The 14,498-nt window shown below is 64.9% G+C and carries 10 protein-coding genes and 1 pseudogene; 6 read left to right on the plus strand and 5 right to left on the minus strand.

Annotated features, from left to right (window positions below):
* Nucleotides 1–3: 3 nt before the first annotated feature.
* From CCS01_RS29645 to CCS01_RS29655, 3 genes are read right to left on the minus strand one after another with little or no spacing between them, the layout of a single operon-like run.
* Nucleotides 4–1,206, minus strand: a complete 1,203-nt coding sequence (locus CCS01_RS29645) for a cysteine desulfurase family protein (protein WP_104522391.1) — start codon at nt 1,204–1,206, stop codon at nt 4–6.
* A 15-nt stretch (nt 1,207–1,221) separates the two neighbouring features.
* Nucleotides 1,222–2,340 (minus strand): cysteine desulfurase family protein, encoded by a 1,119-nt coding sequence (locus tag CCS01_RS29650; RefSeq protein WP_104522413.1) that lies wholly within the window; start codon nt 2,338–2,340, stop codon nt 1,222–1,224.
* Between the two features lie 19 nt (nt 2,341–2,359).
* On the minus strand, nt 2,360–2,851 hold the full coding sequence (locus CCS01_RS29655) for an Rrf2 family transcriptional regulator (RefSeq protein ID WP_104522393.1): 492 nt from the start codon (nt 2,849–2,851) through the stop codon (nt 2,360–2,362).
* Nucleotides 2,852–3,570: 719 nt separating this feature from the next.
* Between CCS01_RS29655 and CCS01_RS29660 the strand changes: the two genes are divergently transcribed.
* Nucleotides 3,571–4,236: an alpha/beta hydrolase gene (locus tag CCS01_RS29660; RefSeq protein WP_104522395.1), complete on the plus strand. Its 666-nt coding sequence runs from the start codon at nt 3,571–3,573 to the stop codon at nt 4,234–4,236.
* A 47-nt stretch (nt 4,237–4,283) separates the two neighbouring features.
* On the opposite strand, the gene CCS01_RS29665 is transcribed toward CCS01_RS29660, so the two are convergent.
* Nucleotides 4,284–5,354: an anhydro-N-acetylmuramic acid kinase gene (locus tag CCS01_RS29665; RefSeq protein WP_104522397.1), complete on the minus strand. Its 1,071-nt coding sequence runs from the start codon at nt 5,352–5,354 to the stop codon at nt 4,284–4,286.
* A gap of 57 nt (nt 5,355–5,411) precedes the next feature.
* Here CCS01_RS29665 and tyrS point away from each other — a divergent pair, with 57 nt between their 5' ends.
* Nucleotides 5,412–6,656 (plus strand): tyrosine--tRNA ligase, encoded by a 1,245-nt coding sequence (gene tyrS / locus CCS01_RS29670; protein WP_104522399.1) that lies wholly within the window; start codon nt 5,412–5,414, stop codon nt 6,654–6,656.
* A 17-nt stretch (nt 6,657–6,673) separates the two neighbouring features.
* Here tyrS and CCS01_RS29675 read toward each other — a convergent pair whose 3' ends face one another.
* Nucleotides 6,674–7,633, minus strand: coding sequence for a lysophospholipid acyltransferase family protein (locus tag CCS01_RS29675; RefSeq protein WP_104522401.1), 960 nt, complete (start codon nt 7,631–7,633; stop codon nt 6,674–6,676).
* A 192-nt stretch (nt 7,634–7,825) separates the two neighbouring features.
* Between CCS01_RS29675 and CCS01_RS29680 the strand changes: the two genes are divergently transcribed.
* The 4 genes and pseudogenes from CCS01_RS29680 to CCS01_RS35565 all read left to right on the plus strand — a co-directional run.
* Nucleotides 7,826–9,619, plus strand: coding sequence for an autotransporter assembly complex protein TamA (locus tag CCS01_RS29680; protein ID WP_158258678.1), 1,794 nt, complete (start codon nt 7,826–7,828; stop codon nt 9,617–9,619).
* Entirely contained in the window at nt 9,616–13,620 is a 4,005-nt protein-coding gene (locus CCS01_RS29685) for a translocation/assembly module TamB domain-containing protein (RefSeq protein WP_104522405.1), read from the plus strand. Before CCS01_RS29680 ends, CCS01_RS29685 begins: the two co-directional genes overlap by 4 nt.
* A 48-nt stretch (nt 13,621–13,668) precedes the next feature.
* Nucleotides 13,669–13,899 (plus strand): DUF3072 domain-containing protein, encoded by a 231-nt coding sequence (locus tag CCS01_RS29690; protein WP_104522407.1) that lies wholly within the window; start codon nt 13,669–13,671, stop codon nt 13,897–13,899.
* Nucleotides 13,900–14,081: 182 nt separating this feature from the next.
* A pseudogene (locus CCS01_RS35565) lies at nt 14,082–14,498 on the plus strand (hypothetical protein); the annotation flags it as partial.

Raw genomic sequence — 14,498 nt, forward strand, 5'->3', positions numbered from 1 at the left:
AAATCAGGCCTTGCTTCGCTGGTCGGATTGGGATTTCGCCACGGCGGCATGCGCCGCCGCGAGCGCCGCGGCGGCGTAGTCGATATCAGCCGCGGAGGTAAAGCGTCCGATGCCAATACGCAAGGTCGAAGCGGCGGCACGGTCGGAAAGCCCCATTGCCCGCAGGACATAGGATGGCTCGACTTCGGCGGACGAGCAGGCCGAGCCGGTGGATACGCAGAGATCCGGAACGGCCCGCATCAGGTCGACCGCGGTGGCGGCGGGAAACGTCAGGTTGAGGTTGCCGGCGATCCGCGCCTGCCAACTGCCGTTCACCCGCAGCCCCGGGATATCGGTCGCCAGGCGATCCAGCAGACGCTGGCGCAAATCGGCGGTGCGCTCCGCCTCGTCCTCCATCCCGGCCGCGGCCAGGTCACAGGCGGTGCCCAGGCCAACGATCAGTGGCGTCGGCAGCGTGCCGGACCGCAGCCCCCGTTCCTGCCCCCCGCCCGAGAACAATGGGGCCAGCCGCACGCGCGGACGGCGGCGGACGTAGAGCGCGCCCACGCCCTTGGGGCCGTACAGCTTGTGTCCGCTGACCGAGGCCAGGTCGACCTTCCAGTTGTTCAGTTCAACGGGGATCTTGCCGACGGCCTGCGCCAGATCGGTGTGGAACAGGGCGCCGGCCTGCTTGGCGATCGCAGCGAGCCCGGGGATATCCTGTATCACCCCGGTTTCGTTGTTGACCGCCATGACACTGACAAGCAGCGTCGGGACCAAGAGGGCACGGCGCAGTTCGTCGGGGTCCAGCAGACCGTCCGGGCGCACTGGCAAGATAACCGGCTCGAATCCTTCGGCCGTCATATCGGCAACCGCTTCCAGGACGCATTTGTGCTCGGTGGCGAGCGTTATGATGCGACGACGGGGATCGTCCATGCCCGCGGCGAAGCGGGCGGCACCCTTGATGGCGATGTTGTTGGCCTCGGTGGCGCCAGAGGTAAAGATGATCTCCTTTGCGTCCGCCCCCAGCAGAGTGGCGACCCGGGCGCGCGCGTGCTCGACCGCGTCTTCCGCCTTGCGGCCCACGACGTGCTCGACACTGTGGGGATTGCCATAATCCTCTGAAAAGAACGGCAGCATCGCCTGGACCACGCGCGGGTCGCAGCGTGTGGTCGCCTGGTTGTCCAGATAAACGGGCTGGTTGGGGCGCGGCGGAGCGACAATCATCGCTGACAGGTAGGATCAGGCGGCGTGCGGAACCAGGGGCGATCGCAGCCGGGCTGCCATACGGGGATATGCAACGGCAAACGCCTCGACATCCTGCCGGCTGACGTTCCACGGTAGGGAAACACGAATGGCCTGGCCAGCCAGGTCGCCAAGCCCCATTGCGCGCAGGACATGGCTCTGCGCGACCTTGCCGGAACTGCAGGCCGCGCCGGCGCTGACGGCGATCTGCTCCAGGTCCAGCGCGATCACCTGAGCATCGGCGCGCACGCCCGGCAAGCCCAGGCAGGTCGTGTTCGGCAGACGGTTTCCCGGATCGCCGCAAACGACGGCGCCGGCTGCGAGGGCGGCCTGTTCAACGATATCGCGCAACCGGGCCATCCCGGCGCGATCGTCCGACTGGCTGGCAGCCACCGCAGCCGCGAACCCGGCAATCAAGGCAACGGGCTGGGTTCCGCCGCGGCGTCCGCGTTCCTGGCCACCACCGCCGGTCAGCGGAGCAGCAAACGGCGCATCCGGCGCCAGCAGCAGCGCGCCGACACCCGCCGGGCCGCCGAGTTTGTGCGACGATATCGCCAGGCTATGGGCTCCCAGTGCCGGCAGGCTGACATCCAGCCGCCCGCCGCCCTGCACCGCGTCGACATGCAGCAGGGCCGCATGGCGCCGGCAAATTGCCGCAGCCTGTTCAACCGGCTGAATGACCCCGGTTTCATTGTTGGCCAGCATCAGGCAGACCAGCGAGGGCGTACCGTCGCCCAGCAGCGTCTCCAGCGCCGGAAGATCGGCGACGCCATCAGCCCCTACCGGCAGGATCAGAGGTTCGCCCGCCGCCGCCCTGACGGCGTCATGCTCGATCGCACTTATTATAAGGCGCCGCCCCGGCGCCAGGGCATGAATGGCGATGGCATCCGCCTCGGTGCCGCCGGCGGTAAACACCACATCTTGCGGCCGCGCGCTGAACCGGGCGGCAATGGCGTCGCGCGCGTCTTCCATGATACGGCGCGCCGCCCGGCCGGCCTGATGCACGGATGAGGGATTTCCGGTGACAGCCAGGGCGGCGATGATCGCCTGAAGCGCCTCGGTCCGCAGCGGCTGGGTCGCGTTAGCATCGAGATAATGCATAGCGGCGCCAGGCATGTCAATCGCCCTGGGCATGTCAGTCGCCCTGGGCCGGTTCGACAATCCGCGGCAGATCAACCGCCCGCCCGCTGACCCGGCCAAGGACGACATCGGCCAACGTGATGGCACCCAGGAACAAGGTGATCTGGCGGCCCAGTTCGGTCCACAGGTCGTGGGTCTGGCACCGCTGATGGCCGGTCTCGGACTCAGCCGCGACGAGGCACCCGCTGCTGCCAGTCTCACAGCGCGTCGCCACGACCGGTTCGTCAACGGCAGCAACGATATCCGCAATGGCGATCTCATTGGCCGGACGGGACAGCCGATAGCCGCCGCCCGGGCCACGCGCGGACGACACGAGATCCGCACGTCGCAGCTTGGCGAAAAGCTGTTCGAGATAGGACTGGCTGAGTTGTTGCCTGTCGGCGATCTCCGCGAGGCAGACTGGTTCGGCGTAATCGACCAAGGGGGCGCGGGACGCAAGATCGACCATTGCCATGACGGCATAGCGGCCGCGGGTTGACAGATTCATCAGGACTCACTCGCGCGTTGGCAAGCAGGCGCGCATTGGCAAGAAGGAAGATTTTTTCTGTGCAAGACTCGTCATGTGAGTACCGCTGTACAAACTATGTTCATCCATGATCAATCATTGTGTTACCCCCAGCCTATCTGGCCCGGGCATGCAGTACAAGAGATACCCGCCGTGGGGGAACATATAACATCTCAGCATATATCGCCCGGAGCATCAAACGAGACACTGATCTTCTTCTGGGCGCAGAGATGCAACCTTAGGTAGCAAATCGGAACATTCCATATGCTCTTTTTAGGGCCGAACACTATAATAGTCGCGATCGTCTCGAATAAGAACATGAACGATATGCGACATTTCCATTGTGAAAGATCGCTTGATTTGTCCTATAATGGGTTTCTCCCTAGGGGAAGACCCCCCGCCCAGGATCGCTGACGGGAGCGATTGGTGACTGAACGGAAGGAAGTGCCGAGCTGAATTCGTTGTGAGCGCTTCTGGCACACTAAGAGTTTCCAACCACGCCGGTCAACAATGTGATGGTTTGATGAGCTGCTATGGAACTGACATCAGGGGGACTGCGTTCCTATTTGATCGGGGTTCGCACGAGCCAGAGGGGGAGTAGGTCTGGCCCGTGAGATTTGCATGCCCGGTAGGGTGTCCGAAGCCGTGGTGGCTTCGCGATGTGTGCTGCCGGTGGGACAGGAAACAGGTTACGTATCGCCATGCCCGAGGTCATGTTTGCCGGTCCGGACGGCCGGCTTGAAGGTCGGTATCATCATTCAAAGGAGCCCGGAGCACCGGTTGCCCTGATACTGCATCCGCATCCACTTCATGGCGGCACGATGAATAATCGTGTCACTTATTCCATGTATCAGGCATTTCAGAAGCTTGGCTGCTCGGTGATGCGGTTCAACTTCCGCGGTGTCGGCCGCAGCCAGGGCCGCTATGACGGCGGCATCGGCGAAATCGGCGACGCGGCGGCAGCCCTTGACTGGATGCAGGCCGTCAATCCTGGCCATGGCGGGCTGTGGATTGCGGGCTACTCATTCGGCGCATTCATCGGGATGCAGCTTCTGATGCGCCGCCCCGAAATCTCCGGATGGGTCAGTGTCGCGCCACCAGCCAACCACTATGACTTCGGCTTCCTGGCCCCGTGTCCCTGTGGCGGCCTGATGCTGCACGGCGATGCGGATGAGCTGGTTCCGGAAACGGCGGTACGGAAGCTGGTTGACAAGCTGAACACGCAGAAGGGCGTTCACGTCGATTACCGGGTCATCCCCGGGGCGGATCATGTGTTTGCCAGCCATGCCGATGTCATTGCCGATGCAGTTGACGATCATTGCGGCAAGGCGATTGCCCGCAAGCAGATGGCACTGGCGGCCGACTGAACTGGACTGTCTCCAAACGGTGGCGGCATGGCCGCTGCCGGGAGCCATCAGTTTCCATACGTGATCTGTCCTCCTGGGGCCGGGACCGCAACCCCGGTGCTTGACGGGAAGCTCAGTGGCAGGCCGCGCCGAACCCGGACGGCCAGAAATCCGAAACACTGAGCTTCCAGTGCATCTCCATTCCAGCCGACTGCCTCCACCGGCTGAACCGGAACGCCGAGCCGGTTTGCAAGTCCTTCCATGATTACCGGGTTGTGCCGCCCCCCGCCACATACAAGCCAGTTCCTCGGCCTTTGCGGGAACGAGGCAGCTCCAATCGCCTCGATCGTGAAAGCCGCCAGTGTCGCGGCGCCGTCCGCTGCCGCCAGCGCATTCGCGCCGCTTGCCGCAAGCGCCTGCGCGAAGTCCAGGCGGTCGAGGGACTTGGGTGCCGGCTGCCGAAAGAACGGATGCGACATCAAGACCCGTAGAACGGTCTGATCGATCCGTCCGGACCGCGCGAGCCTGCCATCCCGGTCAAATGCTGCGCCCGTATGCCGGGCGGACCAGTCGTCGAGCGGTCCGTTGCCGGGTCCGGTGTCAAAGGCGATTAATTCCCCGTCGATGCCGATCCAGGTCACATTGGCGACGCCGCCGATGTTGAGAACGGCCATCGGCTTGGGCAGGATCTCTGCCAAGGCCGCGTGATAGACTGGCGCGAGCGGGGCACCTTGCCCGCCTGCGGCAACATCGGCAGACCGGAAATCGAACGCAACCGGCATGCCGGTGCTGCGCGCCAGAGAGGCGGCATCCCCCACCTGCCAAGTACGCCCGCGGCTGGGTTGGTGCAGGATGGTCTGGCCGTGAAAGCCTATGATGTCCGCCGGCCGGTCCAGCGCCTTGACCGCCTGCACATGATAGTCTGTCAGCCGCTCCACCGCACTGATCAGCCGAGGATCATCCGGCGCGAGCGTCGGCGCGAGGTCCAGGATTTCGCGCAGGTCGCGACGCAGGGCCGGATCGTAAGGCAGCGTAAGCGACGGACCCAGGCCGAGGATGCGGACGCCGTCGGTCTCCAGCCATGCCGCATCCACGCCATCCAGCGAGGTACCGCTCATCAGCCCAATCGTTCGCGGCATTTGCCCCTGCCCCGCTGTATGTTAACCCGCGTCCTCTGAAACTACGGGCCAGCCGCCATGACGACCAACACTTTCCTCGACGAGGCCATCGAACGCGGCTTCGTGTTCCAGTGCACGGACATCGACGCGCTGCGCGCCGCGATGCAGGCGGGGCCGATCACGGCCTATATCGGCTTCGACTGCACGGCGGACAGCCTGCATGTCGGCAGCCTGGTGCAGATCATGATCCTGCGGCTGCTGCAGAAGCACGGGCACAAGCCCCTGGTCCTGTTGGGCGGGGGAACCACCCGCATCGGCGACCCGTCCGGCAAGGACGAGTCACGGCAGTTGCTGACCGACGAGACGATCGCCGCCAACATGGCCGGGATCAGGCGCTGCTTCACGCCCTTCCTGCGGTTCGGCGACGGGTCGTCCGACGCCGTGATGGCCAACAACGCCGACTGGCTCGACACCCTGGGCTACATACCGCTGCTGCGGGAGGTTGGGGTGCATTTCACCATCAACCGCATGCTGGGGTTCGATTCGGTGAAGCTGCGGCTGGAGCGCGAGCAGCCGCTGACTTTCCTCGAATTCAACTACATGATCCTGCAAAGCTTCGACTTCCGCGAACTGAACCGGCGGCACGGCGTGACCCTGCAGATCGGCGGCTCCGACCAATGGGGCAACATCGTCGCCGGCATGGAGCTGACGCGGCGGACGGACGGGAAGGCAGTGCACGGCCTGACGACGCCCCTGATCACCACAGCCTCCGGCGGCAAGATGGGTAAGACCGCCCAAGGCGCCATCTGGCTCACTGCCGATCGGCTGTCGGCGTATGACTACTGGCAGTTCTGGCGCAATACCGAGGATGGCGACGTCGGCCGCTTCCTCCGGCTGTTCACCGACCTGCCGCTGGACGAGATCACTCGCCTGGAAGCGTTGGGCGGCGCCGAGATCAACGAAGCGAAGAAGGTGCTGGCCACCGCCGCGACATCCCTGGCCCACGGCGCGGACCAGGCGGCACTCGCCGCCGAAACCGCCCGGCGGGCGTTCGAGGAAGGCGAGGCCGCGTCAACCCTGCCCAGCGTGACCGTCCCGGCGGCCGAGTTGCAGGCCGGCATCCCGGCCTTCCGGCTGTTTGCGCTCGCCGGGCTGGCGACCAGCAACGCCGAGGCGCGGCGGCTGATCCGTGGCGGCGGCGCGCGGGTCAACGACGCAACGGTCACCGACGAAGGCCAGCCGATTGGCTCCGACCTGCTGCGTGACGGGGCCATCAAGCTGTCCGCGGGGCGGAAGCAGCATCGCCTGGTGAAGGTGGAATAGGAACGGCCCGGGGCGTGTCAGGCCAGGGCCGGTTCTCCGGCCGTCGTGTCAGGCGCTGCCCCCTCGGGCAGGTGCAAAGGACGGGCGGGACGGTTCTGGCGAAGCGTGGACGCACCGTCCGCGACGATCTGCCAGACTGCCTGGGAGAGGGCTTTGCGATCCGCGAACCGTGCCGGGTCGAGCGGCGCATGCAGCAGGACGGTCACCCGCAATCCGATATGCTGGGTCAGGCGCGCGAAATGCGAAACGATGTCCATGTCGCCGTACCAGGCAAAAAACGGCCGGGCAGCGCGGCCGGCGGGCAGGCCGCCGAGCCGGTCGTAGACCACGGATATCGGCTGGACCAGGGGAACTTCCCCGGAATCGTCCTCGCCATCCGGCTTGGCGAGCGCGAAGAATGAGGACCGGAACGGCAAGACCCTCGACCCATCGGAACTGGTTCCCTCCGGAAACAGTATCAGCCTGTCGCCCGCCGCCAGCTTTGCCCGCATGGCATCGCGTTCCTTGCCCGTCGTGGTGCGGCTTCGGGAGACAAAGACCGTGCGGCCAAGCCGCGCGATCAGGCCAATGACCGGCCATGAGGCGACGTCGCCTTTCGCGACGAAGCATCCATCGAGCACGCCACCCAGCACCGGAACGTCAACCCAGGAGGAATGATTGGAGACAAAGATGACCGGACGCTTGGCGACATTGTCCGCACGGCTGCCGATGACCCGAACCTTGATGCCGATCAACCGGGTGAAGATCGCCCAGTAGAACTTTGCGAATTCGATTTTTGCCCGTCCCGGGAGGATCAGGCAGGCTGCCTGGATCATCACGGCCGGCAACGTCCACGCGACAACGCCAAGAGCGCGGCGTGCGACGCGAACGCGCCGGGCGACAAGCCAGCCCTCACGGCCTTTGGGCAATTCGAGCAGAAAGCCCGGATTGTGATCCGGGTGCGGCAGAAGCGACTGCCGGCGCGCCGAACGCGGCATCGGCTGATCCTGGGCAATGTCTGAAGGCTCGACCATGACGTTTGAAATACAGCGGCGGGAAGGATGGAACAATGGCGCAACCGTGACCGTTCAGCGAAACCATCTGGCCACTTATCCAGCTATAATCGCACGATGCAGCGCCCTTGGTTAAAAATGCGTCCCGCCGCACGCTGGCTTGTCTTGACGCTGCTCATGACCACCACGCTGTTTGTCGTCGTCTCGTCACGTGCGGCTGATCCTCAACCCTATACGGTTACCCTGAAGCCGACCGGAAACAGCGCGCTGGACGCGGCTCTACAGGGCAGCGCAACGTTGATATCATTGCAGAAATCCGCTCCGGTAGGCGGATTCGCCCTGATCCAGCGAGCCCGGCAGGACAAGCAGCGGTTCGAAACCGCCTTGCACAGCTTTGGCTACTACAAGGCAACCGTCAACCTGACGATCGCGGGGCATGCGCTGGATGATCCGTCTCTGCCGGCGATCATCGACGCGGCGCCCGCCGATCCGCCCATGCAGGTGGTCGCGTCGTTCGACCTCGGCCCGCGCTTCCGGCTGGGCAAGGTCACCATTTCCGGCGAAGTTCCGCCGGATGTGCGCGGAAGGCTCAACCTCGAGCCCGGCCAACCGGCGGTAGCGGCCGACGTACTGGCGGCTCAGGGGCGTCTGCTCGCTGCGCTGCGGAGCGACGGCTATCCCCTGGCGAAGGTGCCGACGCCGGTGGCGATCCTGCATCCGGATCAAGACCTGCTGGACGTCGAGTTCCAGCCTGACAGCGGTCCGAAGGCGGATATCGGCCCGATCAACCTGACCGGGCTGAAGAGGATGAACGAGTCGTTCGTCCGGCGGCGCCTGCTGCTGCACCAGGGCGAGCTGTACAATCCACAGAGGATCGAGGCCGCTCGTCAGGATCTGATGTCGCTTGGCGTCTTTTCAGTTGTTCGGGCTGATCCGGCCTCGGCCCTGAATCCAGAGGGTCAGTTGCCGATCACCTTCGATCTGACCGAGCGGCCGCTGCATGCGGTTGACGCCAGCGTTGCCTACTCCACCGATCTTGGCATCAACGTCTCGACCGGATGGCACGATCGCAACCTGTTTGGCAACGCCGAGCAATTGAACCTGACGGCGGCGGCGCAGTTAGGGGGGAATGCGCTGGTCAGGCCCGGGTATCAGGTTGGCGCCCAGTTCCTCAAGCCGGATTTCCTGGCGCGGGATCAGACGCTGGAAATCGATCTCAACGCGGTGGACCAGAGCCTGCAGGCCTATCAGCAGACTGCATTGCAGGAGAAGATCGCCCTGAACCGGAAACTGTCGGCCCATTGGACGGGCAGTCTCGGCCTGTCAGGCGAGCAGGAATCGATCGTACAGGAAGGGGAGACGCGCCATTACAACCTGATCGGCCTGCCGGCCGCGCTGCGGTACGACAACACGACAAACCTGCTCAATCCGACGCAGGGTATCCGGGCCAGCCTGCTGGTCACGCCGACCTATTCCCTCGGCACCACGAACTCGACCTTCGTGATCATGCAGCTCGCCGGCTCCACGTATCTCGACGTCTTCGACAATGGACGCAGCATCCTGGCTTTGCGCGGGCTGGTTGGGAAGGTATCCGGGGCTGGCGTGTTTGGCTTGCCGCCAGACCAACGCTTCTATGCGGGCGGCAGCGCCACGGTGCGAGGCTACCGATACCAAACGCTAGGTCCGCAGTTTCCTGATGGAATACCCATCGGCGGAACGGCTATCTCTGCCGGCACCGTCGAGTGGCGCCAGCGTATTCTGGGTAACTACGGAGTTGTGGGGTTTGTCGATGTGGGCCAGGTCACGACGAATGGAGCACCTTTTGCCGGCGCGTGGCACGCGGGGGCGGGTGTAGGTGCTCGCTACTACACGTCGATCGGCCCTATTCGGCTTGATGTCGCGGTCCCGTTGAACAAGCTTCCGGGCGGCGACTCGTTCGAGCTTTATATCGGCATCGGACAGGCCTTTTGACCCGCCGTCTGCTGAAATGGTTTGCGTGGATCCTGGCGACTCTCCTGGCTCTGCCGATGGTGGCGATTGCCGGCGTCCTGGTTCTGGCAAACCTCGATATCGGACGACACCTGATCGAGAAGGAAACCAGAAGCCTGACTGGCGGGATGGTGACGCTCCGGGGCCTGGGCGGCCGCTTTCCCGACGCGCTGCGGGTGGGCCAGATCCAGGTTTCGGACGCGAAGGGTCCCTACGTCACCGTTTCGGACGTCATCCTGGACTGGTCGCCCCTCAAGCTGTTCGAAGGGGTTGCGCAGATTGATCGCCTGCAAGCCGCGCGCGTGGATCTTGCCCGCCTGCCGGAGTCGCAAAGCAAGACCAAAAGCGGCAGCTCATTCAGCCTGCCCGTGCGGGTCGATCTCCGCAGCCTGAAGGTCGATCAGGCCGTCATTGGCGCGCCGGTCGCCGGCGTGCCTGCGACGCTGGCCTTGACCGGGTCAGCGGACCTGACGACCTTGACGCAAGGCACGGTCACTCTGGATGCGCGACGGCTCGACAGTCCCGGCACCTATGCCGTCCATGGAACCGTCACGCCGCATGACATCCAGGCTGCCATCACGGCCGAGGAACCTGCGAAAGGCCTGATCGCGCGCATCGCCCACGTGCCGGATGTCGGGCCATTGGCCGTCCGGGCCTCGGCGAATGGGCCGCGCGACGACCTCGGGACGCATCTCGATCTGTCGGCCGGGCCGTTGAAGGCCTCGGTTGCAGGCACCGTTGACCTTGATCATGAGACAGGCCACCTCGCGGTCAAGGCGCAGGCGCCGGCAATGACGCCGGGTCCCGGCATTTCCTGGCAGTCCATCCTGGTGGATGCGACCGTCAGTGGCGCGCTGACGAAGCCGGATGCCAACGGGACCGTCCGCATCGATGATCTGACCGCTGCCGGAGCCCGCATCGGCTCGATTGCCGCGGACGTCAAAGGGAATACCGGTCAGCTGAACCTTCATGCGGTGGTGCAGGATCTGCACATACCGGGATCAAAGCCGGATGTCCTCGCGGCAGCGCCGGTCACGCTGGATGCGGCGGCGAATCTCGATGCGGCAGACCGCCCCTTCACGTTCGCGCTGCATCATCCGCTGATTTCGGTCGATGGCAACGGCCAGGCCGGGGGCACGCAAAAAGTCGCGGCGCACCTGGTGCTTCCGGACCTGGGGCCGCTGGCGGCGATCGGCGGGACCAACATTCAGGGCAGCACCGACCTCAATCTGACGGCGGAGGTTGACGGTGACACGAGAACGGCGACCGTCAAAGGCCGGGTGGCGATAACCGGCGGCATGGCGCCCGTGCCCGCGCTGATTGGCGACGACGGCCGCGTCGATCTTGCCGCCTCGATGCATGGCCAGGACATCACGCTGTCGCACCTGACGATCAACGGCAAAGCCCTGGACGTCACGGCCGATGGCGGCATGTCAGGACAAACGGTCAACCTGAATACGACAATCGGCCTGTCCAACCTGACGGCCGTCCAGCCCGGCCTGTCGGGCAAGGTGGCTGTCACCGCTCATGCGAGCGGCGCATTGGATGCGCTGAAAGCCCAGGCGGACATAGACGCCGACATCGCGGCAAAGGGCTATGAACCAGGCCATGTCACCGCGCATGTGGACGCTTCCGGACTGCCGCACGCGCCGCATGCGGTGGTCAATGCAAACGGCACGTTGCTGGGTGCGCCTTTGGTTCTGGCGCTGACAGCGGACGAGACAGACGGCGTGATCAAGGCCGACATCAGCAAGGCGGACTGGAAGTCGTTGCAGGCCAAGGGAGCCGTCAGCCTGGCGCAGTCGGCGGTGCTGCCAAAGGGTAAGCTGCAGGTGACCCTGGGGCACCTGGCCGATCTTGAGCCATTGATCGGCAAGGCGATCGCCGGTGAGGCCAAGGCGACGCTCGACTCCGACGACCAGGCCACCCGCCTGACGCTGACGGTCCGGAATGCAGCGCTTCCGGGGACCGCCGCAATCAGCAAGGCGGTGCTGCAAGCGACCGTCACCGACCCGACCGGGCATCCGACGATCGATGGAAGCCTCGTCGCGGATGGCGTGTCCGCCGGCTCGGCCCATTCGATTTCGGCACGTATGACGGCCAAGGGTCCCCTGGACGCAGTGGGCTTGACGGTCAGCGCCGATGCCCCGGACATCGCGGGTGGTCCGGCCAGGCTGGCAACGGCCGGAACCCTGGACGCCACCAACCGCACCCTGGCTTTGGCGAGGCTGGAGGCAAGCTGGAAGCAGCAGGTCCTCCGCCTGCTGTCCCCCGCCAAGTTCAGCTTTGCCAATGGGATTGCCATGGATCGCGTGCGCCTTGGCTTCCGGCAGGCGGAACTGGCCGTGTCGGGTCGTGTCGGCAGCAAACTCGACCTGACCGCGACACTGCGGAACCTGCCCGCCGATGTCGCCGCGATCGTCGATCCGTCCCTGGCCGCCGACGGCGTGATCGCAGCCGATGCGCGCCTGACCGGCACGTCCGCGCGGCCTGAGGGCACCATCAGGGTGACGGCCAACGGCGTGCATCTTCGCAAGGGTCCCGGCCAGGCGCTGCCCGCCGCGAACCTGGCGGCGAACGTCACGCTGCTGGGCACCGCCGCCCGGCTTGACACCAGGCTGACGGCCGGACCGTCGCATGTGACGCTGACCGGGACGGCTCCTTTGTCGAAGGAGGGCAGTCTCGACCTGAAGACGGATGCCCGGATCGATCTTGCGATGCTGGATCCTCTGCTGCTCGCGGAAGGACGGCGAGCGCGGGGCGAGGTCACTCTGAATGCCGCTGTCACTGGCACCGTCGCGGCGCCGCGCGTGAACGGGGTCGCGGACCTGCGCAGGGGGGAGGTGATCGATTATGCGCTTGGCGTGCGGGTGCATGACATTGTCGCGACAGTCCAGGCGAGCGGTGACACGATCCGGTTGACACGCCTGTCGGGCAAGGCGGGACCGGGAACGCTGGGCGGCGACGGCACCATTGGCCTGGCGGGCGCGATGCCGGTCAATCTGCATTTCTTTGCCAACGATGCCCGCCCGATATCAAGCGAGCTGCTGACCGCGCTGATTGACCTCAATCTGACGGTCCAGGGAGAGGTGAAGGGCGACCTGCAGGCAAGCGGCACCTTGCATGTGCGGCGCGCCGACATCCGGATCCCCGACAAGCTGCCGCCCGGCATCGCGGTCTTGCCGGTGCGCTCCGCCAACGCTCCGCCACCGCCGCCACCCCCGCAGACACCTCAGACCATCATTGCCCTGAACCTCACGCTGGACGCGCCGGAGCAGGTGTTCATCCGCGGCCGGGGCCTGGACGCGGAAGTGGGCGGCAAGATCCACATCGGCGGCACGACCGCCAAGCCGGTACCGGAGGGCGGCCTGCACCTCCGCCACGGAACCTTGAGCATCATCGGCACGACGCTGAAGTTTACCGAGGGCACAATTGACTTCAGCGGCGGAAGCTTCACCAACCCGTCGTTGCATTTCGTGGCAACGTCCACGACCACGGCGATTGTCGCGACCTTGACCGTCAGTGGCACCGCCAGGGATCCCCAGATCACCTTGTCCAGCGTGCCTGAGCTGCCGCAGGACGAAATCCTCGCGCAGCTGCTGTTCAATACCAGTACCTCAAAGCTGAGCCCGCTGCAGCTGGCTCAGATCGCCGCGGCGCTGGCGTCCCTGTCCGGCGCGACCTCCGGCTTCGATCCACTGGACAAGCTGCGGACAACATTCGGACTGGACCGCCTGTCGGTCGGCAGCGATGCGGCCGGCAATCCGACCGTGGAGGCGGGCCGCTATATCGCCCGAGGCGTCTACGTCGGCGCGAAGCAGAGTGCATCAGGTACAGGCAGCCAGGCGACAGTGCAGGTCGATCTTACGAAAGGCCTGAAGCTGGAAGCGACAGCCGGCTCGGCGTCGCTCCAGTCCGCGACTGGTTCTTCGAACAGCGGGGATGAAGCCAGCGTCGGGCTTACCTACCAGTTCGAATATTAAAAGGCGGCCCGGCGGGGAACAAAGCACGATCATCTGCGTTGGCTCGCCATGAGCACTGATCCGAAACCCGATGCGCCCTCTTCCGCTCCGTCCAACACGGAGAAGGATCCCGACGACTGGACGACCGGCGACGAGTCGATGACCGGCGCGCAGGCGTCCTATCTGAAGACCCTGTGTGCGGAAGCCGGTGAGCCCTTTGATCCGAATCTCAGCAAGGCTGAAGCGTCGAAACGGATCGAGGCCCTGCAGAGCAAGACCGGACGCGGACGCGATCACTGAACGGCAACTTGAAGTTTCGTTTGCAAGCCGCGGTCTGCCCGCGGTCTGCGTGTGCCTGCCGGGGCCTGCCGGGAATTGCCTTGACCGGGAATTACCTTGACCGGGAATTACCTTGACCGGGAATTACCTTGACCGGGAATTACCTTGACAGGCGCCGCTTGTTGGAACATAAGAAGAACATGATGAGGCCGCTGTCTGTCGCCGACAAGCTGGAGATTCTCGCTAACGCGGCGAAGTACGATGCGTCCTGTGCGTCATCCGGCGGTGACAAACGCGATTCGCGTCGTGGCGGCGGGATCGGATCCAACACCGGCAACGGTATCTGCCATTCCTATACGCCGGATGGCCGCTGCGTTTCCCTGCTGAAAATCCTGCTGACGAATGCCTGCATTTTCGGCTCCTCGCTATTTCGGATGGGTGGCCCGCACGCAGAGGTTGAGTGTCTGGGAGCGCTTGTCGGCCAAGCGCTGGCTAGCCACGAAGCCGAATTTGGTTTGACGGCATCTGGCGCAGACGGGGGTTTGCGCATAACGCGCTGTCTGGCATGGCTTGGGAACGAACCGACCGGAGCCATCATCCATGCGCGATACCGACCTGTT

This window comes from Rhodopila globiformis (genome assembly GCF_002937115.1).
GTDB classification, from domain to species: Bacteria; Pseudomonadota; Alphaproteobacteria; order Acetobacterales; family Acetobacteraceae; genus Rhodopila; species Rhodopila globiformis.